Annotated in this window: 12 protein-coding genes; 11 read left to right on the top strand and 1 reads right to left on the bottom strand. The window is 69.8% G+C overall.

What is annotated here, in order from left to right; genetic code table 11:
* The first annotated feature begins 11 nt into the window (after positions 1 to 11).
* The 7 genes from BLQ39_RS03075 to BLQ39_RS03045 all read left to right on the top strand — a co-directional run bounded on the left by BLQ39_RS03075 (position 12) and on the right by BLQ39_RS03045 (position 15725).
* Positions 12 to 1433: a serine/threonine-protein kinase gene (locus tag BLQ39_RS03075; RefSeq protein WP_092321626.1), complete on the top strand. Its 1422-nt coding sequence runs from the start codon at positions 12 to 14 to the stop codon at positions 1431 to 1433.
* Entirely contained in the window at positions 1430 to 7327 is a 5898-nt protein-coding gene (locus tag BLQ39_RS03070; RefSeq protein WP_092321625.1) for an Ig-like domain-containing protein, read from the top strand. Before BLQ39_RS03075 ends, BLQ39_RS03070 begins: the two co-directional genes overlap by 4 nt.
* Positions 7328 to 7380: 53 nt before the next feature.
* A complete protein-coding gene (locus tag BLQ39_RS03065) occupies positions 7381 to 8352 on the top strand; it encodes an AAA family ATPase (RefSeq protein WP_092321724.1) in 972 nt (323 codons plus the stop codon).
* The gene (locus BLQ39_RS03060; RefSeq protein WP_092321623.1) at positions 8349 to 9650 is read left to right on the top strand and encodes a DUF58 domain-containing protein; all 1302 of its coding nucleotides are present in this window, start codon (positions 8349 to 8351) and stop codon (positions 9648 to 9650) included. Before BLQ39_RS03065 ends, BLQ39_RS03060 begins: the two co-directional genes overlap by 4 nt.
* On the top strand, positions 9647 to 11989 hold the full coding sequence (locus BLQ39_RS03055) for a transglutaminase-like domain-containing protein (RefSeq protein WP_092321622.1): 2343 nt from the start codon (positions 9647 to 9649) through the stop codon (positions 11987 to 11989). The genes BLQ39_RS03060 and BLQ39_RS03055 overlap by 4 nt, the downstream gene beginning before the upstream one ends.
* A 161-nt stretch (positions 11990 to 12150) precedes the next feature.
* The gene (locus BLQ39_RS03050) at positions 12151 to 12696 is read left to right on the top strand and encodes an FHA domain-containing protein (RefSeq protein ID WP_241986944.1); all 546 of its coding nucleotides are present in this window, start codon (positions 12151 to 12153) and stop codon (positions 12694 to 12696) included.
* 149 nt (positions 12697 to 12845) lie between these two features.
* Positions 12846 to 15725, top strand: coding sequence for an FtsK/SpoIIIE domain-containing protein (locus BLQ39_RS03045; protein ID WP_092321619.1), 2880 nt, complete (start codon positions 12846 to 12848; stop codon positions 15723 to 15725).
* 8 nt (positions 15726 to 15733) lie between these two features.
* On the opposite strand, the gene ald is transcribed toward BLQ39_RS03045, so the two are convergent.
* Entirely contained in the window at positions 15734 to 16849 is a 1116-nt protein-coding gene (gene ald / locus BLQ39_RS03040; protein ID WP_092321617.1) for an alanine dehydrogenase, read from the bottom strand.
* A 237-nt stretch (positions 16850 to 17086) separates the two neighbouring features.
* Between ald and BLQ39_RS03035 the strand changes: the two genes are divergently transcribed.
* Genes BLQ39_RS03035 through BLQ39_RS03020 form a run of 4 tightly spaced genes read left to right on the top strand, consistent with a single transcriptional unit; the run spans position 17087 to position 21224 of the window.
* The gene (locus BLQ39_RS03035; RefSeq protein WP_092321616.1) at positions 17087 to 18298 is read left to right on the top strand and encodes an ABC transporter substrate-binding protein; all 1212 of its coding nucleotides are present in this window, start codon (positions 17087 to 17089) and stop codon (positions 18296 to 18298) included.
* A gap of 5 nt (positions 18299 to 18303) precedes the next feature.
* Positions 18304 to 19503, top strand: a complete 1200-nt coding sequence (locus tag BLQ39_RS03030) for an ABC transporter ATP-binding protein (RefSeq protein ID WP_092321614.1) — start codon at positions 18304 to 18306, stop codon at positions 19501 to 19503.
* Positions 19504 to 19506: 3 nt separating this feature from the next.
* Positions 19507 to 20421: an ABC transporter permease gene (locus BLQ39_RS03025; protein ID WP_092321613.1), complete on the top strand. Its 915-nt coding sequence runs from the start codon at positions 19507 to 19509 to the stop codon at positions 20419 to 20421.
* A complete protein-coding gene (locus BLQ39_RS03020) occupies positions 20418 to 21224 on the top strand; it encodes an ABC transporter permease (RefSeq protein WP_174775355.1) in 807 nt (268 codons plus the stop codon). Before BLQ39_RS03025 ends, BLQ39_RS03020 begins: the two co-directional genes overlap by 4 nt.
* Positions 21225 to 21232 lie beyond the last annotated feature (8 nt).

The raw sequence follows: 21232 nt of genomic DNA, 5'->3' as shown, positions 1-21232 counted from the left end.
GAGGCGAGAAAATGGCACGACGACTGCCATCCGCGCCGCCGAATCTGCCGGGCTTTTCCTACCTGCGGGTGCTCGGATCCGGCGGGTTCGCCGACGTTTTCCTTTACGAGCAGAACATGCCCAGGCGCCAGGTGGCGGTGAAGGTGCTGCTCGCGGCAGTCGTCAACGACCAGGTTCGGCAGCTGTTCCAGGCCGAGGCGAACGTGATGGCCCAGCTCAGCTCCCACCCGTCGATCCTCACGGTCTTCCAGGCCGGCCTCTCTGCCGACGGGCGACCGTATCTGGTGATGGAGTACTGCTCGGGAGCCCTCAGCCGGCGCTTTCGCGACGAGCCCCTCTCGGTCCCCGACGCGCTGCGGATCGGGATCAAGATCGCCAGCGCCGTCGAGACCGCCCACCGCTTCGGGATCCTGCACCGCGACATCAAGCCGTCGAACATCCTGGTCACCGCCTATGGCCACCCCGTCCTGTCCGACTTCGGCATTGCGGCCACCCTGGGCGAGGCGGAGTCATCGGACGCTGTGGGCCTCTCGATCCCGTGGTCGGCCCCCGAGGTGCTGCTCGACGAGAGTTCGGGGTCAGTGTCCGCCGAGGTCTGGTCTCTCGGGGCGACCGTCTATTCGCTGCTGGCCGGGCGCTCCCCATTCGAGCAGCCCGGTGCCGACAACAGCTCCGCGGCACTGATGTCCCGCATCGCACAGGGAAAAGTCCCCGCCATCAATCGCGCGGATGTTCCGGCCCGGCTCGAAATCGTCCTCGACCGGGCGATGTCCCGGCGACCGGGTTCCCGGCAGCGCACCGTGCTCGAATTCATTCGGGAGTTGCAGTCGGTCGAGGCCGACCTGGGGCTGGCGCAGACGCCGCTCGAGGTGGCCATGGACGACTGGGCCGCCGCGACCCTGGCCGACCCGGACGACAAGACGCGCGTCAGCGGCGTCAACTCCATCGACCCGCATGCGGCCCGTCGCCGGCGCAAGCCGCCGACCGGCCCCGGCTCGAGGGGCGAACCGCAGCTCCTGCACAGCCGCAGCACACCCGGTGCCTCCCAGACGCGCATCCACCGCAGGGGAGGGCGCGGGCGCATGATGTGGGCGCTGATGGCCGCATCCCTGCTCACTGTGGGGCTCTCCGCCACGGCGGCGGCGCTCCTGGTTCAACGGAACGCCGCCGACATACCGGTCGTCAGCGAGATCGCCGGCCGGTTGCGCTCCGGCACGGTCGTCTTCACCTGGTCCGACGCCGGCCTGCGCCCCGGCGACAACTACGTCGTGACGCTGCGCACGGGCGAGGAGAGCAGGCAGAAGGGCACGGAGTTCAGCGTTGACGCGACCGGGCGGGCGAACGTCTGCCTCACCGTCACGGTCAACCGCGAAGGCAAACCGGGCGAGCCCAGCGGTGAAAAGTGCGTGGAAACCGCCGAAGGAGCCCCGTGATCGCGGGGTGGCTGGCCACCCACCGCTCCCTGGTCGCCACGGCAACGAGCGGGACGGTTGTGGCGGCGCTGATCGCCGGGATTGCCGTGGTTTCGGGCGGCTACACGGCCCAGCGGATGGACCTGGGCGACGCGGCCGTCTGGGTGACCAATGAGTCCCGCCAGGTCGTCGGGCGGGCCAACACCGCCGTGCGGGAATTGAACACCGTGGTGCAGTCGGGCAGTTCCAGCCTGGACGTGCGCCAGCAGGGCGCGACCGTGCTGGTGATCGACCGTGGCAACAGCTCGCTGGACATCATCGATCCGGCGACGGCCACCGTCGCCGAGAGCGTTCCCCTGCCGCCGGTGGAACCGTCGGTTTACCTCGCCGAGGACCGCGCGGTCATCACCTCCGAGGGCAACATGTGGAACCTGGAGGCCGCCGCGCTCGCCGACTTCGACAGCCTCGCGGAGCCGACGCTCGCGCTCGGCGCCGGTTCGGTCACCAGCATGGACGCAGACGGCGTGTTTTTCGCGTTCACGCCGGCGACGGGCGACCTGTCGCGGGTCGACACCACCCAGGGCGACGCGGTTGTCTCCACGGTGTCCCTGCAGGCCGGCGCCCGGGAAGACGGCTACCAGCTGACCAGCGTCGGTGGGCGCTGGGCTCTCCTCAACGAGGCGACGAGGCAGCTGTACCTGCCAGGGCAGATGGTCGACCTGTCCGCGGAGATCGCCGTCGCCGATGGTCCCCTGCTGCAACAGGCGGCGGTAACCGGAGACCGCGTCCTCGTCGCCCACCGGGGAGGGCTCCTCGGTGTCCCGGTGTCGGGAGGGCAGCCTTCCGTCCTGGTCACCGGGCGCACCGGCGACGCCGCGGCACCGGCCTCGGCCGGAAAGTGCTCCCATGCAGCCTGGGGCGACGGCACGGTCTGGCAGTCCTGCACCGGCCAGGCCCGAAAAGGTGCCATGGAAACACTCGCGGGGGTTGCCGGCGACGCCCGGCTGGGATTCCGAGTGAACGGTTCGGCCGTGCTCCTCAACGACGCCCGCAACGGTGCGGCCTGGGCCGTCCAGCAGGACAACGAGCTCATCGACAACTGGGATGAGCTGATCGAAACGGTGCGGGACCAGCAGCGGGTCGAAGACACGGATGACGACAGCGCGCCCGAATTCGAGAAGACGCAGGTTCCGCCGGTGGCCCTCGACGACGCCTTCGGCGCCCGACCCGGTCGGGCCGTCACCCTGCCGGTCCTGCTCAACGACTACGACCCCAACGGCGACGTGCTCGTGATTGCCTCACTCAGCCGGATCCCGGACGACGCCGGCCGACTCGAACTGATCGGCAACAACCAGCAGGTGCAGCTGACCCTGCCGCCCACCGCGGCCGGTCGGCTGAGCTTTGGTTACACCGTCAACGACGGACGCGGGGGTGTCGCGTCGGCGACCGTCACGGTGGCGGTCAGGGCGGAGGGGGAGAACTCGCCGCCCGCGCAGGCCAGGCCGACCCGGGCGACGGTGCAGCTGGGCGGGCGCGTGACCAGCCAGGTGCTCGGCGACTGGATCGACCCGGACGGCGATCCGTTCTACCTCACCTCGGCGACAGCACCCCCTCCGGACCAGGCGAGCTTCACCCCGGAGGGGTCGGTGATCTACACGGACGCCGGCGGCGGAGGCGAGCTCAAGCAGGTCGGCCTGGTCGTCTCGGACGGGCGGCTGGCCGGCGCCGGAACGATGGCCGTGACGGTTCGTCCGGCCGGAGCCGTTCCCATCATCGCCGAGCCGTTCGTCGTGCTGGCCGCCGCGGGCCGGGAGATGACCGTGTCCCCGCTGCTCCATGTGCGCGGGGGATCCGGCCCGCTTCGCCTGAGCAGCGTCCCGGCCAAACCGGACGTCACCGTGACCCCGTCCTTCGACGGCGGCACGTTCCGTTTCACCAGCAACGTCGTCGGCACCCATGAGGTCGAATACGCGGTGACGGACGGTCGAACCACGGCGACAGGCAGGGTGCGCGTTGAGGTCGTTCCCGCGCCGGAGTCGAACACCAAACCCGTCACGGTGCCGCACACGGCGTTCATCCGCGGCCGTCAGTCGACCGTCGTCGACGTGCTCGCCACCGATTTCGACCCCGCCGGCGGGGTGCTGCTCGTCACCGGAACGATGGACGTGGCCCCGGCCAGCGGTCTCCGGGTCGAGATCCTCGACCAGCATCTGCTGCGGCTCACGCTCACGAAACCACTCGACGCCGGTCAGGTGACATTCGGCTACCGGGTGAGCAACGGCCTGGCCGAGGCCGAGGGGACGGTGACCGTCGTCGAGATCGCGGAGCCGGCGCGCAAGCAGGCCCCCATCGCCACGGCGGACACCATCTCGGTGCGGGTCGGCGACGCCATCGATATCCCGGTTCTCGCCAACGACGAGCACCCGGACGGCGAAGTCCTCACCCTGGATCCCGCGCTCGCCGCGGGCCTGCCTCGCGGAGCCGGCGTGCTGTTCGCCTCGGGCACCGTGCTGCGCTATCTGGCACCGACCATGGCCGGCAACTTCACCGCCGTGTACCGCGTCAATGCGCCGGACGGCCAGTTCGCCAACGCCGAGGTGAGCATCTCCGTGCGCGAAGCCGACGAGGAATCCAACAACCCGCCGGTGCCGAAAACCGTGATCGCCCGTGTCCTCGCGGGGAACACGGTGCGGATCCCGATTCCGCTCTCGGGAATCGACCCCGACGGCGACTCGGTCCAGCTGCTCGGCCAGGACACCAACCCCGAGAAGGGCTCGGTCGCAACCGGCGGCTCCGATTCGATTGAATACACGTCCGGGGAATACTCGACCGGCACGGACACCTTCACCTACTCGGTCGTCGACGCCCTCGGCGCCCGGGCGAGTGGGACGATCCGGGTGGGAATCAGCCCGCGCCTGGACGGTGCACGGAACCCCGTCGCGGCCCCCGATGAAGTCACGGTGCGGCCCGGCAGCACCGTTTCGGTCCGGGTCCTGGGCAACGACTCCGACCCCGACGGCGGCGCGCTCACCATCACCGCGGTCAAGCCGAGCGGCAGCCAGGGGCAGGCGGTGGTCGACGGTGACGTCGTCTCGGTGACGGTGCCGGAGACGGAGGGCCGGTTGGGCTTCATCTACGAGATCCGCAACGAGCGGGGCGGCACAAGCTCGAACTTCCTCACCGTCGTGGTGCGGGCGGACGCGCCGCTGTCGCGGCCGGAGGCCAGCGACACCCGGCTCACGCTCTCGGACGTGCTCGACCGCACAACGATCGACGTCGATGTCCTCGCGAACGTCTTCTTCGCCGACGCTGCGGCCCGCAAGCTGGACGTATCGGTCGTGCCCGGGTTCGGCCGGGACGCCCGGGTGACGAGCGCCAAACGCATCCGGGTGAGCATCGGCAATGACAGCCGGATCATCCCGTTCGCCGTCAGCCACCCCGACGACCCCGAGCTCGTCTCCCACGCGTTCATCTGGGTTCCCGGCTACGACGACGCGCTCCCGCAATTGCGCAGGGGGGCACCGGCGCTCAGTATCCCGAGCGAGTCGACGCTCATGATCGACATCAACGACTACGTCGTCGCGGTCGGCGGGAAGCGCGTGAAGCTCACCGACCGCACCACGGTGCAGGCGACGCACTCAGACGGGGCGAGCCTGGTGTCGGGCGACCGCCGCCTTGCCTTCACCAGCGCCGACAAGTACTACGGCCCCGCGTCTATCTCCTTCGAGGTGACCGACGGGTCCGACGCGAAAGACCCCGCAGCTCGCACGTCCACCATCGTCCTGCCGATCACGGTCACGCCGCGCACGAACCAGCCGCCCGCCTTCGACGGCGCCGACATCGACATCGAGCCGGACGAGACCAAGGTCATCGACCTCGGCAAACTCACCGCCTACCCCTACCCGGACGACCGGGCAGAGCTCGCCTACACGGTGCTCGAACCCAAACCCACGGGTTTCAGCTATTCCATCGATGGTCAGCTGCTCACCGTGCGTGCCGCGCTGAAGACGCGCAAGGGCGCCCGGAGCGCGCTCACCATCGGGGTCCGGGACGACCTCAGCGCCGGCAAGGCCGGCCGGATCGATGTGCGCGTTGTCGGTTCGACCAGGCCGATCGCCGTTCCGGCGCCGGATGCGGCGATCGCCCCGCGCGGCCGGACCACCGTCGTCGACGTGCTCGCGAACGACGGCGCGACCAACCCGTTCCCGGCGACCCCGCTGACCGTGGTCGGGGTGCGCGGCCTGGATCGCGCCTCGCTCCCGGCCGGCGTCTCGATCACCCGGAGCGCCGACAGCAGCCGCCTCGCGGTGACCGTGTCCGACACGGCCGCGCCCGTCGACACGAACCTCGAATACCAGGTGGCCGATGCGACGGGCGACCCGGACCGCTTCGCCTGGGGCACGGTGCGGATTTCCGTGCAGGACAAGGCAGACCCGGTCACGAACCTGCGCGTGACCGGATTCGGCGACCAGAAACTGTCCGTCTCCTTCAACGCCGGGGCGTCCAACAACTCGCCGATTTCCGGCTACGAGGTGACCCTGACCGACGTTGGTTCCGGCGCATCGGTGGGCACCGTCCTGTGCGCCTCGACCGCGTGTGAGATCCCCACGCCGGGCAACGGCCAGTCACGCGCCGTGCGCGTCTCCGTCGCGGCCCGTAACGGCATGGGCCTGTCCGTGCCTACCTCCCTGGCCGACCCGGTCTGGTCCGACGTGGTGCCGCCGGCCCCGTCCGGGCTTGCGGCCGCACCACTGGACGGCGGGCTTCGCCTCAGCTGGGACGCTGTCGGCGCCGTAGGCGGGGGCACGCCCGTCCGCGGCTACGTCGTCACCGTCGGAGGCACACCCCAGGGCGAAGTGAGCGCCACGGGACCGCAATGCGACGCGTCTTCCTGCAGCATCGACGTGGCCGGCCTCAGCAACGGCGCGGATGTCGCCTACACAGTCAGCGCGCGGAACGAGGCGTACCCCGCGCTCTCCACCTGGGCCAGTTCGGCCGGCACGGGGCGTCCCTTCGGCCCGGCTCGAGCCGGCGGGATCTCGGCGAGCGGCTCCGACTCCGACGGAACCGTGATCGTCTCCTGGGACGCGTTCGAGGGCAGGGGCGACCCCATCGACGGATACATCGTGCAGCGGCTCAGCAGCGATATCGTGCCCACGGGCGCGCAGGCGTGCTCGGTGAGCGCCCCGGCGCCCGGTCGCCTCGACCCTCCGCAGACCGGCGGGGCGGTCGAGGAGCAGGTCGCCGTGTCCGCCGGAACCCGTTCCGTTTCCTTCGACAACCTGCTCGCAGCCAACGCCACCTACGACTTCATCGTCTGGGGCTACAACCGGGCAGGCTGTGCGCACACCCCGGTGGCGACCGTGCGGGTGCGCGAGGCCCCGGGAGCGATCACCGATGTGCGCGGGGCGATGGAGCAGCGCGAAGACGCCTGGGACTACCGCGTTACCCGCGTGAGCCCCTCCGCGGGCGTCGACCACTACAACATCCGCGCCGCCGACGGGACCGGACCGACCGTGCGATTCGAGGGAGTCGGCTGGCCGCGGGAGCTCCTGGGTCGCCCGTTCGGCGAAACCGTCGCCTTCCAGCTCCAGGCCTGCGCTCCGTGGGGCGGCTGCGGTGAGTGGTCGTCGATGTGGGCCGCGCCGGAGGAATCGGTCAGTTTCGCCGTGACCGGCCTGGCCTACGACGAAGCCGGGGGAGTCTTCAGCTGGACCAACGGCCCGGACAACGGGCCCGCTCTGCCGGCCGGCTACCGGTGTTCCGTTCCCGGGGATGCCACGGTGCCGGTGACGGATGCCGACTCACCGAACACCTGCACCCTGCCGAGCCCGGCGCCGCCAGCCGGTACAGTACGCCTGACGGTGACAGTCCCGATCGACGGCACCGACCGAAGCTACACCTACGACCGATGAGCACCAACGCGATCAGCACCGCCGCGACGAGCACCAACGAAAGAGACCCCGCAATGACGATGACCCCCGAGCAGGCCACCCAGTTCGCCGAGGTCTTCGACCGGATGGTGCGCGGGGTCGAGCAAGTGCTGCTCGGCAAATCCCACGTCATCCGCCTGTCGTTCACGGCGCTGCTCAGCGAAGGGCACCTGCTCCTCGAGGACGTGCCGGGCACGGGCAAGACCTCCCTCGCGCGCGCGATCGCGCAGAGCGTACGCGGCACGAGCAACCGGGTTCAATTCACGCCCGACCTGCTGCCGAGCGACATCACCGGCGTGAGCATCTACGACCAGCGGAGCGGTTCCTTCGACTTCCACCGCGGACCGGTGTTCGCCAACATCGTCCTGGCCGACGAGATCAACCGGGCCAGCCCCAAGACGCAGGCCGCACTTCTCGAAGTGATGGAGGAGGGACAGGTCACCGCGGACGGGGTCACGCACCCCGTGGCTGCCCCGTTCATGGTCATCGCCACCCAGAACCCGATCGAGCAGGCGGGCACTTACCGGCTGCCGGAGGCCCAGCTCGACCGGTTCATTATGAAGTCGTCGATCGGCTACCCCGACCACGCGTCCACGATCCGGATCCTCGAAGGGTCCGACAAGCGCGCCCACGACGTCGTGGTTCCGCCCGTGCTGTCGGCAGCCACCGTCGTCGAGCTCGCCGCGCTGGCGCGCACGGTGCATGTGGACGCGACGATCAACGACTACGTCGCCCGGCTCGTCGACGCCACCCGCAACGCGACCGAGGTGCGCCTCGGTGCCAGCGTGCGCGCCGCGCTCGCCCTCATCCGCACGGCCAAAACGCTGGCCGCGGCCAACGGCAGGCACTACGTGATCCCGGACGATGTGAAGGAGCTGGCCGAACCGGTGCTGGCGCACCGCCTCCTGCTCGACCCGGAGGCCGAATTCGACGGTGTCACCCCGTCGAGTGTGATCGCGCAGATCCTGATCGAGACCCCGCCGCCCGGAGACAGGCAGCTCGTGTGAGCCAGGCCGTCGCTGTTCCCCGGGACGGCCGCCTGGCCGACTCCATCGCGCGGACGGTCGGCGCCGCACGCGTCGCGGGGGTGCGCCTTCGAGCGGTTGCGGAGCTCTTCGGCTCGGTGGTCACCCCGCTGGGCTGGAGCATCCTCGCCGTTGTCGTGCTCTGCTTCGTCGCCGGCTACTCCCTCGGCTGGACCGAACTGGTCGCCGTCGGCTGGGCCGGGCTCGTGCTCATCGGCGCGGCCTCCGGCTACCTGATCGGGCGCACCGCTTACGTGATCTCCCTGGCCATGCCGGTCGACCGCGTGGTCGTGGGCGACCGCGTTCCCGGCCAGGTGGTCGTGCACAATCCGACCAGGCGGCGCCTCCCCGGTGTGCACGTCGAGGTGCCCGTCGGCGCCGGGCTGGCCGAATTCGCGATGCCCGGCCTGGCCAGGGATTCCAGCTTCGACGACGTGTTCATCGTTCCCACCAGGCGCCGCGGAGTGATCCCGGTCGGCCCCGTCCGAACGGTGCGCGCCGACCCCATCGGCCTGGTGCGCAAGGAGCGCGTCTGGGCCGAACGGATCGAACTGTTCGTGCACCCGCGGACCATCTCCATCCCCAGCATGAGCACGGGGTTCATCCGGGACCTCGAAGGCAATCCGACCAAAGACCTCACCAGCAGCGACGTGTCGTTTCACGCGTTGCGTGAGTATGTCCGCGGCGACGAGCGCCGCAACATCCACTGGAAAAGCACCGCCAAGACCGGGACCTACATGGTGCGCCAGTTCGAGGAGACGCGTCGCAGCCACCTGATGGTCGCCCTCAGCCTGGCCGAATCCGACTACGCGACCGACGACGACTTCGAGATGGCCGTCAGCGTGGCCGGATCGCTCGGTGTGCGCGCCATCCGCGACGGGCGGACCGTGTCCGTCGTCGCGGGAGACAAGACCGCGGCGTCCGGCCGGAGCCGGGGGCCGGCGCTCCGCACGCTGAGCACGCTCACCCGAACTCGCCTGCTCGATGACCTGAGCCGAGTGGAGACGTCGCCGAGGGCGCTTGCCCTGGCCGGACTGGCTCGGGCCGCTGCCGAGAGCATGGCCGGCATCTCGGTTGCCTTCCTGGTCTGCGGGTCGCGGGCGACACTGGCCGAGCTCCGCGCGGCCTCGACGCGATTCCCCGCGGGGGTCGAGGTCGTCGCCGTCGTCTGCGACCCCGAGTCGGTGCCGAGCCTCCGGCGCGTCGCCGAGCTCAGCGTGCTCACCATCGGTTTTCTCGACGACCTGCAGAAGAGCCTCGCCAGGACGGCCGGAGCATGAACGCCGAGCGACCGCGCGCCGCCGGCACGCGTCCGGGCTGGGGATTCATCGCGGGAAACACCCTGGCCCTGATGGCGGCGACGGCGATGGCATCCCTCACCCTGTGGCCGGTCTACCAGAGCATCGAATTCATCGTGCTCGTGGCCGCGACCTTCGCCCTGGGCGCCGCCATCGCCATAGCCGGCGCGCGCCTGTGCTGGCCCGCCTGGCTCGTCGCGTTGGTGACCGTGGCGGTGTACCTGCTCGCCGGTGTGCCCCTGGCCATCCCCGGGCGGGCGATTGAACGCATCCTGCCGTCTGTGGACGGCCTGCTCGAGCTGCTCGCCGCCACCGCCCTCAGCTGGAAGCAGCTGGTCACGATCGTCCTGCCGGTCGGCGCGTACCAGGCCCTGCTCGTGCCCGCGTTCATCCTGGTGCTCCTGTCCACCGTGATCGGGCTCTCCGCCGCGCTGCGGTCGCGGATCGCCGAGCTCGCGTTGCTGGCGCCGATCGCCCTGTTCATCGCCGGTATCGGGCTCGGCCCCACAGCGGAGTCTTCGCCGATCGAGGGTGGCCTGGGCCTGTTCGTCGTGCTGCTCTTCTGGCTGCTGTGGGTGCACTGGCAGCGACGCCGAACCGCGGTGCGGCTCATCGCGCAACAGTCTCGCCGTACCCTCGAGTCCACCGGCGACCGGGCGCTCGCCGCCGCCCGCGGGCTGGTCAGCGCCGCGGTGATCATCGCGCTGGCCATCGCCGTCGGCACCGTCGCCGCGATCGCCGTGCCGGTCTCGGAGCCGCGGGACGTGCTGCGCGCCCGGGTGCAGCAGCCGTTCGATCCGCGCGACTATCCCAGCCCGCTCAGCGGATTCCGCGGCTACCTGCAACCGGAGCAGAGCGAGCGGGCCCTGCTCACCGTGGCCGGGCTGCCTGCGGGCGGCAGGCTCCGCGTCGCGACCCTCGACAGCTACGACGGGATCGTCTACTCGGTCGGAAGCGACACAGTCCGCAGCGCCTCGGGCTCGTTCACGCGCCTGCCCTACCGGATCGACCAGGGCCAGGTCGACGGCGAGCCGCTCACCCTGCGCGTGACCGTGGACGGCTACCGGGGTGTCTGGGTGCCCGGCGCCGGCGCACTCGAGCGGATTGAATTCCTCGGCTCCTCGGCGACGGCGCGTGCCGACTCGTTCTATTACAACGACAACAGCACAACGGCCGCGGTCCTCGGCGGACTGCAGGAGGGCGACAGCTACCGGAGCCGGTCGGTCCTTCCCCGCCCGGCGGCCGAACTCGCGGGTGCGCGGCCGGGCACCGAAGTCCTCTCGCCGATCAGCGTGATTCCCGACGGGATCACCCAGGCACTCGACGGGTACGTGCGAGCCGGCGACCCGCCCGGAGTGCAGCTCCAGTCGATGCTCGAGGGCCTCCGGACGACCGGTTACATCAGCCACGGCGTGAATGCGGATGAGCCCGCCAGCCGATCCGGACACGGCGCCGACCGCATCACCCAGCTGTTCGGGGACCAGCCGATGCTCGGCGATCAGGAGCAATACGCGGTCGCGGCCGCCCTGATGGCCCGGAAACTGGGATTCCCGAGCCGCGTGGTCGTCGGCTTCGTGCCGGCCAGTGCGGGCGGAGGGGAGTCGGTGACCGTCACCGGCGCCGACATATCGGCGTGGATAGAGGTGCAGACCGCCGCAGACGGATGGATCAGCATCGACCCCAATCCCGCCGTGCGGGAGGTTCCGCCCAAGCAGCCCGACGAGCCCACCGTCGTTTCCCGGCCGCAGACCGTCGTACCGCCGCCGGCCCCCGACGCTGCCGCGCCGGGAGACCTCAGCCCGCCCGAGAGCACGGTCGAGGACCCGCCGGCGCCGATGCACCCTCTGCTCGCCTTCCTGCTGGCCGCCCTGACGGCCCTCGGCTGGACCCTGCTGGGCCTGCTCATCCTGCTCGCCCCGTTCCTGGCGATCATCGCCGCCAAGCATCGACGGAGGCGGCTGCGGCGAGCCGCCGACTCGCCCGCCGACCGGATCAGCGGTGGCTGGCGGGACTTCGCCGACACCGCGACCGACTTCCGCGTTCCCGTGCCTCCTTCGGCCACCCGCACCGAGCTCGCTGAAGCGGTGGGCGGGCAGCGGTCGCTGGTACTGGCATCCGTCGTCGATCGTGCGCTCTTCTCGCCGGACGAACCGGCCCACACAGACGCCGATGCGGTGTGGGGTTCCGTGGGCGAACTGCGCGCCGCCTTCCGGGGAACCAGCAGCCGGCGGGAGCGAGTGAAGGCGCTCATCTCCGTGCGCTCCTTCGGCCGGTACTCTGGAGGAGCGTCCAAACGGACCGTGGAAGGAGCCGGATCGTGAATTGCCGGATCTGCGGGACAGAACTGCCCGGTGGCGCCATGTTCTGCGGGGAATGCGGCAGCTCAAGCACGGCCACACCGGCCACGCGCAAGAGGCCGGACCCTCGGCCCAGCGACACCACGATCATCCAGCGGCTCCCGCCGCAACCGACAGTCATCTCCGTGCCGATCGACACCGACGAGCCGATCGACACCGACGAGCCGATCGGTAACGATCTGCCGATCGACACCGACGCGCCGATCAACACTGATCTGCCGATCGACACTGACGAGCCGCCGACGGACCTGCTGTTCTCCTCGCCTCCCGCGGCGGAACCGCCGACCGAGCTGACACCCGCGACGCCGGCGGCCAGGCCCGTCGCCGAATCAATCTCGACGAGCGCGCCGCTGTTCGAACTGCAATTCAGCACGGGGGAGCGGGCCAGGGTCGGCGGCACCGGCCTGATCGGGCGCCGACCCCTGCCGCAGCCGTCGGAGGTCTTCGACCACTTGATCCAGATTTCGGACACCGGGATGTCGGTGTCGAAGAGCCACCTCGAATTCGGGCAGCAGGACGGCGAGTTCTGGGTGAGCGACCGGTTCTCCGGCAATGGAACCATCATCCGCCGGCCCGGCGAGGCTGCTCTGCGGTGCGAACCCGGCCGCCGGTACCGGGTTCCCCGCGGCACCCGGGTGGACATCGCCGACCAGTTCTTCGTCCTGAGCTGAGCCGGCCTCCCACAGCCCGCGCGTCCGAATTCGCCCCCGCTGTTGCCGGGCCCTGACTACCGTTCCTCACCACCGCCGCGCGGCGCAGCCCGGTGAACGCATCGCACGGTCCCCGCCCGCGGGCCCCGGGAGTCTGGTCTCCTTGGCAGGTGATTCACCCCGCCGAACAGCTCACACTGCCGAATCGGGCAGCGGCTCCGCCCCCGGCGCGTTTTCCCCTGGTCGCCGGCGTCGCCCCCCTCGCCGCGGCCGGCGTGATCTGGGCCATCACCGGCTCGGCCTTCAGCCTGGTCTTTGCGGCCCTCGGCCCGGTGATCGCGGTCGCGAGCATGGTCGACGCCCGGCGCACGCGCCGAACCGGACTGCGGGCCGAAGCCCGGGCCTACGCGGCAGCGGTCGAGGCCCTGCGGGCCGACGTGGCCGCACGTCACGAGACGCTGCGGCAGAGTGCCTGGGCCCGGTCGCCGGCCGTCGGCACCATCCTGGGCGGGGCCGACGACGCCGGTCTCTGGCACCGGGCACACGGCCCGACGGTCGTTCTCGGCTCGGGTGAGGTGGACAGCGGGTTGCGTGTGAACGGCCCCGGGGACACGGCCGAGGAGCGGGAACTGCGGCGGTGGGCGGCCACGCTGTCCGACGCCCCGCTCACGGTGGACCCGCGGGGCGGCATCGGCATCGTCGGCCCGCTGCCGCTGGTCCGGGCGTTCGCTCGCGGGCTGCTCGTCCAGGTCTGTTTTGCCCACCCGCCGGACCGGTGCGCCCTGCCGGCGGAGCCCGGAGCCGGGTGGGAATGGACCGCGGTGCTTCCGCACGCCGGCGCCGGGCCGCCCGCGCAGACGGTCGTCGTGACCGAAGGACGCGTCCCCACCTCGCCGGCATCGGGGGCGGACCCGCTGGTCATCGCGCTGGCCGAAACGGCCGGGGAACTGCCGCCCGGCTGCGCGACGATCGTGCGCGTGCACGGCCCGCTGAGGGCGGAGATCATCGCGTCGGCCGCGCACGCGCGGGCGACCCGGTTCCGCCCCGAGCTCGTCTCCACCGAGGATGCCGCGCGCTTCGCGGCCTCGCTCCGCGAGGCCGCCGTCGCCATCGGCCTGGTCCGGCACGCGCGCCCGCTTCCTCGCAGCGTCGCCCTCGGGGAGCTCCACGGGCAGGGGACGGCGTCCGGGGGGCGGGGCCTCGAGGCCGTCATCGGCGTGGGCGAGGATGGCGAGGTGTCGCTCGACCTCGTGGCCGCCGGTCCCCATGCGGTCGTCGGCGGCACGACCGGGAGCGGCAAGAGCGAGCTCCTCGTGACCTGGGTGGCCGCGATGGCCGCCCGTTATTCACCGGAGCAGGTCACCTTTCTCCTCGTCGACTTCAAAGGCGGGGCGGCGTTTGGCCCCCTGCGCGCACTGCCTCACTGCGTTGGCCTGATCACCGACCTTGACGCGGCGGAGGCCGAACGCGCCCTGCGGAGCCTGACCGCCGAACTCAGGTACCGCGAGGAGGCCATCCGCTCCGCCGGCGCGCGCGACATCGCGGAGATCGTCCCGGCAGCGGCGCTCCCGCGACTGGTGATCGTGGTGGACGAATTCGCCACGATGCTCGACGCCTTCCCGGGGCTGCACGCCCGGTTCGTTGACATCGCGGCCCGGGGTCGCTCCCTGGGAGTGCACCTCATTCTCTGCACCCAGCGCCCGGCCGGGGTGGTGCGCGACGCCCTCCTGGCCAATTGCAGCCTGCGCGTCTCGCTCCGGGTCAACAACAGGGCGGACAGCATCGCCGTGATCGGCACGGATGGCGCAGCCCGGCTCGCGCAGGACCAGCCGGGCCGCTGCCTGGTCGACGCCGGGGCGGGCATCCGGCCCTGCCAGGTCGCCACAACGCTCCCGGGCGACATCAGCGCGATCGCCGAGCTGACCCCGGCCGGCACGCCCTCCCGCCGGCCCTGGCTGGACCCGCTTCCCGCGCGGGTGACCCTGCGCGATCTGCGGGCGGCCGTCGCGGCCGAGCGTGATGCCGGCCGCGAGGCGGACCGGGAAGGCTACCTGCTCGGCCTGCTCGACGAGCCGGACCGGCAGCGCTACCGGGTCGCCCGCTACCTCCCCGAACGCGACGGGAACCTGCTCGTCATCGGCGGCGCCGGCTCGGGGAAGAGTTCCGTGCTCGACGCGCTGGCGGCGAATGGCTCGCCGGGCTTCGAGCGGGTCGAGTTCGTCGCCCCTGACGTCGAGGCCGCCTGGGACGCGCTGGCGAAGGCGCACGGGGAGCTCGCGGCCGGAGGGACCGGGGAGGCGCGGCTGCTGCTGCTGGACGACCTGGATTCCCTCTGGGCTCGGTGGGAACCCGAGTACCAAATGAAGACGGCGGAGCTGCTCGCCGGCCTGCTGCGTGACGGGCGGGCCTATGGGCTGCGCCTGGTGATCGCCGTGCAGCGCGTCGCCGTGCTGCAGGGTCTCTCCGGCCTGTGCCAGGCCACATTGCTGCTGCGAATGCCCTCCCGCCTGGACCATCTCGCCGCCGGGGGAGACGGCGCGCTGTTCGACCCGTCCCTGGCGCCCGGGGGTGGAAGCTGGCAGGGCCTGCGCATCCAGACGCCACACCCCGGGCCGGGCGCCCGCCCCCTCGCCGCCGGCACGCCCACCCCGTCGATCCTCGACTGTGCGGGGACCCTGCTCGTGGTCTCCGCGGCGCCGGGCCGCGCCGCCGGGATGCTGCGGGCCGCCCCGGGTGGGCGGCGTACCGTCGTCGAGATCTCGGCGCCGGCCCCCGGCCGGCTCGCGCGCATCGAACCGGGCGATGCGGCGCCGGGCACGGTGTTCGTGGGCGATGCGGAATCGTGGCAGGCGCAGTGGGCGCTGATGGCCGCGCTGCGCGCCCACGCCGTCATCGTTTTCGACGGATGCAGCGTCGGCGACTTCCGGATGATCAGCCGCCGAAGGGAGCTTCCGCCCGCGCTGGCGCCGGGTAGGGGCCACGCGTGGATGCTGTGCCCGGACGGGACTCTGGGCCGGGTGTCCCTCCCCGTGGCTCCTCGCCTGGAGTGAAGCGGTCCTCAGGCCAGGACGTCGGCCAGGGGCCGGTACTCGAGGCCGTGCGCGGTCGCGACCGGGCCGTTCGTGAGCACGCCGTCGAAGGTGTTCAGGCCGAGGGCCAGTGCCGGGTCGGCCCGGAGGGCATCCTTCCAACCTCGGTTGGCGACGGCGCGGACATACGGCAGGGTCGCGTTCGTCAGGGCGTAGGTCGAGGTGTTCGGGACTGCGCCGGGCATGTTCGCGACGCAGTAGAACAACGACCCGTGCACCGTGAAGGTGGGATCGGCGTGCGTTGTGGAGTGCGAGTCGGCGAAGCATCCGCCCTGGTCGACGGCGATGTCGACGAGGACGCTCCCCGGCCGCATCCGCGAGACGAGGTCGTTGCTGACGAGCTTCGGGGCCCTGGCTCCGGGGATGAGCACGGATCCGATGACCATGTCGGAGTCGAGCACGGCCTTGTCGATCTCGAAGCCGTTCGAGGCGATCGTCTTCACCCGCCCGTAATGCAGGGCGTCGAGCTCGCGAAGCCGGAACAGGTTCGTGTCGAGCACGGTGACCTCGGCGCCCAGACCGAGGGCGACCTGCATGGCGGCCGTGCCGGCGACGCCACCGCCGAGCACGGTGATCTTCGCCGGGTGCGTCCCGGGCACGCCGGGGACGAGCAGGCCGGGGCCGCCGTTGGGCTTGAGCATGGCGTTGGCGCCGACGATCGGGGCGAGCCGCCCGGCTACCTCGCTCATCGGGGCGAGGAGCGGAAGCGCCCGGGAGGGCAGCTGCACCGTTTCGTAGGCGATCGCCGTGACGCCGCCCTGAAGCAGTGCGCGAGTGAGTTCCGGCTCCGCGGCAAGGTGCAGGTAGGTGAACAGCACCAGCCCGGCGCGGAAGTGGACGTACTCGCTCTCGACGGGCTCCTTGACCTTGAGGAGCATCTCGGCGGCGGCCCAGGTGGATTCGGCCGTCGGCATGATCGTAGCGCCGGCCGCCGCGTAGCTCTCGTCGGTGATCGACGACCCGAGTCCGGCGCCGGTTTCAACGAGCACCTCATGCCCGTTGGACACGAGGTCGTACACGCCGGCCGGGGTGATCGCGACCCTGAATTCGTTGTTCTTGATCTCCTTCGGAATGGCGACCTTCATGGTGCTCCTTAGCTCAGCGGGGGACAGCTCTGTCCGTGACGCCAGCCTACCGCCGCTCGACTGCCGTTTTCAGATGCAAATGTCAGGCCTAAGTGCTGATTTCGTGATGAAAGGCCAAGAAAATTAACGATTTGGTCACTCTGGGGTGTGTGGGCGGCTCGATTGTGCGATTATCAATCCACTCGCAGTGTCGCGAGGCGTGAGAGTTTGCCCGCCGAATACGCAAGGAGACCGACCATGAAGCCCAGGACTATGCCAGCTGATCCGATGATCCAGGAGCTGATCCGTCAGGCGCAGCGGGCGCAGGTCGGTCGTCGCACCGTTCTTGCCGGTGCCGGTGCGGGCGCGGCGTCCCTCGCCCTCGCCGCTTGCTCGACCGGAGGCGGCAGCACCAAGCCGACCCCGGCCAAGGACACGTCGGCCAGCGACAAGAAAGTGAACTGGGCTAACTGGGCCGCGTACATCGACGAGGATGACGCCGGCAAATACCCCACCATTGAGGCGTTCACCAAGGAGACCGGAATCAAGGTCAACTACGACGTGGCCGTCGACGACAACAACACCTACTACGGCAAGGTCAAGGACCAGCTCGCCCTCGGCCAGGACATCGGCGCGGATACCGTCTGCCTGACCGACTGGATGGTCGCCCGGTGGATCCGCCTCGGCTACACGCAGAAGCTCGACCACGCGAACATCCCGAACCTGAAAAACCTCACGCCGAACCTGCTCAACGTGGACTTCGACAAGGGACGAAACCAGTCGCTCCCCTGGCAGGGTGGTTTCGCGGGTATCGCCTGGAACAAGGACAAGCTCCCGGGTGGACTCAAGTCGGTTGACGACCTCTGGGACCCGTCCCTGAAGGGACGCGTCGGTGTGCTCTCCGAGATGCGCGACACCCTCGGCCTGATCATGCTGCAGAACGGCGTCGACATCGCGGGGGACTGGGGCGACGACGAGTTCAACGCCGCGAACGACATCTTCGCGAAGCAGGTCGGTGACGGCCAGATCCGCAACATCAAGGGCAACGCCTACCTGGAGGACCTCAAGAGCGAGGACACCCTGGCGGCCATCGTCTGGTCCGGTGACATCACCGTCATCAACGCGGAGGCCGGCGACCACTGGGAGTTCGCCATCCCGACGGCGGGCGGAACCCTGTGGAACGACAACTTCCTCGTGCCGATCGGGTCGCCGCGCAAGGCCAACGCCGAGGCGCTGATCAACTACTACTACGAGCCCGAAGTGGCTGCGGAGGTTGCCGCCTGGGTGAACTACATCACCCCGGTCGTGGGTGCCCAGGAGGCCGCCATGGCGATCGACCCGGAGCTGGCCGAGAACCAGCTCATCTTCCCGAACGAGGAAACGCTGTCCCAGGCGCACGTCTTCCGGGGGCTGTCCCCGGCCGAAGAGGCCAAGTACAACGCTGAGTTCCAGAAGGTGCTGCTGGGTTGATGAGTATGGCAACAGGCGCATTCGCCGAACGGGGTGCCGACCTCGAGTTGGTCGGCATTTCCAAACGTTTTCCCGGCTTCACCGCGATTGAAAGCCTCGACCTGACCATCCCGGCGGGCTCGTTCTTCGCCTTGCTCGGTCCGTCCGGCTGCGGCAAGACGACCACCCTGCGGCTGGTCGCCGGACTTGAGGAGCCGACGACGGGTCGCATCCTGATCGGCGGCAAGGACGTCACGAATCTCAAGCCGTACCAGCGTCCGGTGAACACGGTGTTCCAAAGCTACGCGCTGTTCCCGCACATGACGGTGCTCGAAAATGTGGCGTTCGGGCTGCGTCGGCGCAAGCTTGCCGACCCGGTCGGCAAGGCGCACGAAGCTCTTCGACTGGTCGAGCTCGACCATCTCGCAGCTCGCAAGCCGCAGCAGCTCTCCGGCGGCCAGCAGCAGCGAGTCGCGCTGGCCAGGGCCCTGGTCAACCGTCCGGCGCTGCTGCTGCTCGACGAGCCGCTCGGCGCCCTCGACCTGAAGCTGCGCCGCCAGATGCAGCTGGAACTGAAGACCATCCAGGAGGAGGTCGGTCTCACCTTCCTGCACGTGACCCACGACCAGGAGGAGGCCATGACCATGGCCGACACGATCGCGGTGATGAACAAGGGCCGGATTGAGCAGATGGGCGCCCCCGAGCAGCTCTACGAGCTGCCGAAAACGGCGTTCGTCGCCAACTTCCTGGGCCAGTCGAACCTGTTCACGGGCACGGTCGTCGGCACGACGAGCACCGCCATCTCGGTCGACATCGCCGGCCAGAAGATCGTCGTGCCGGTCGGACGGTCGCACCGCCACTCCGGCGACGTCACCATCGGCGTCCGCCCGGAGAAGCTGAGCCTGCACAGGGAGGCGCCCGTCATCGATCCGGCGCGCAACGTGATCGGGCCGGCGCATGTGATCGACGTGTCCTTCAGCGGTGTGAGCACGCAGTACCTGATCGCGCACCCCTCCCTCGGCACCATCGTCGTCTTCGCCCAGAACATGGCCTTCGGGCCGGTGGCCCACGTGGGCGAACAGGTCTGGGTGAGCTGGGACATCGAACACGGCTTCGGGCTGGCAGACGACCCGGCGGAGAACCCGCGGTTCGCCGCGGACACCGACACGAAGAGCATCGCGGCTCAGCGGCACGCCGCCCTGATCGCGGAGCTCGGGGAGGCCTAGGGCATGGCCTTCGCGGCGTTTGCCACCACGACCGGGCCGGGCGAAGAGCTACAGAGGCGGCGGAGTCCGATCGCCCTGCTCCTGCTGCTGCCGGGCATCCTCTACCTCGCCCTGTTCTTCCTCACCCCGCTCGTCTCGCTCGTCCTGACCTCCCTGCAGGTGCCGTCCGCGACGGGCGAACCCGGCGTGTACGATCCAGCCTTCAAGTGGGAAAACTACGTCACGGTCATCAACGACTACTTGCCGCACATCCTGCGCTCGTTCGGCTACGCGCTGATCGCAACCGTGCTGGCGCTCGCGTTCAGCTACCCGCTCGCCTATTTCATCGGCGTCAAGGCCAGGCCGTGGCCCCTGCTGCAAAGCCTGATGCTCGTCCTGGTCATCGCGCCGTTCTTCATCAGCTTCCTCCTGCGCACGCTGGCCTGGAAGCAGCTCCTCTCGGACGAATCGTTCGTCATCACAACGCTCAAGGCGCTGTCGGTGATGCCCCCGGATGCGCACTTCACCGGGACACCCGTGGCGGTCATCTTCGGGTTGACCTACAACTTCATCCCGTTCATGACGCTGCCGCTCTATACGACCCTCGAACGGCTCGATGTGCGCTACCTCGAGGCCGGCAGCGACCTCTACGCCAGCCCGCTGCAGGTGTTCCGCAAGGTGACCATCCCGCTCTCGATGCCCGGAATCGTTGCCGGCACGCTGCTCACGTTCATCCCGGCCGCCGGCGACTACGTGAACGCGAGCAGATCGTTCCTTGGCGGTTCGGACACCCAGATGATCGGAAACGTGATCGAGGCGAATTTCCTCGTGCTCGAGAACTACCCGGCCGCGGCTGCGCTGTCGATCATCCTGATGTCCGTCATCCTGGTCATCGTCACGATCTACATCCGGCGCGCCGGAACGGAGGAGCTGCTGTGAAGTTCTCGCTCGGCAAGTGGCTGCTTCCCGTCTACGCGGTCCTGGCCCTCACCTTCCTGATGATTCCGATCATCTATACCTTCATCTTCTCCTTCAATGATTCCCTGAAGTCCAACATCACCTGGCGCGGCTTCACCCTCGACAAGTGGCTCAACGTCTGCAAGGTGCAGGGCGGCGCGGTCTGCGAGGCGTTCGGCAACAGCCTCATCATCGGTGCCGTCGCAACCGTCGCGGCGACGGTCATGGGCACCATGATCGCCATCGCCATCGTGCGGTACAAGTTCAAGTTCCGCTCGGCGACCAGCCTGCTGCTCTTCCTCCCGATGGCAACGCCCGAGGTCGTGCTCGGCGCGGGCCTGGCCGCCCAGTTCCTGTCGGTCGGCGTGCCCAAGGACATGACCACGATCATCCTCGCGCACACGATGTTCTGCATCAGTTTCGTGGTGGTGACCGTCAAGGCGAGGGTCGCCAGCCTCGACCCCGCCCTCGAGGAGGCCGGACGGGACCTCTACGGTTCGCCGAGCCAGGTGTTCATGCGGATCACCTTCCCCCTGCTCCTGCCGGGGATCCTGGCCGCCGCGCTGCTGTCCTTCGCGCTCAGCTTCGACGACTTCATCATCACGAACTTCAACTCCGGTTCGGTGACGACGTTCCCGAAGTACATCTACATCTCCGCTTCCCGCGGCATCCCGGCGGAAGCGAACGTGATCGCCTCGGCCGTGTTCCTGATCGCGCTCGTGGTGGTCGTCACGACGCAGGTCTCGGCCGCGGCCCGCGCCAAACGTCTCGCCAAACTCGGCTAGCCCTCCCC

The sequence above is a fragment of the Cryobacterium psychrotolerans genome, from assembly GCF_900101115.1.
Lineage (GTDB): Bacteria > Actinomycetota > Actinomycetes > Actinomycetales > Microbacteriaceae > Cryobacterium > Cryobacterium psychrotolerans.
This window is presented reverse-complemented; position numbering and strand designations above follow the sequence as displayed.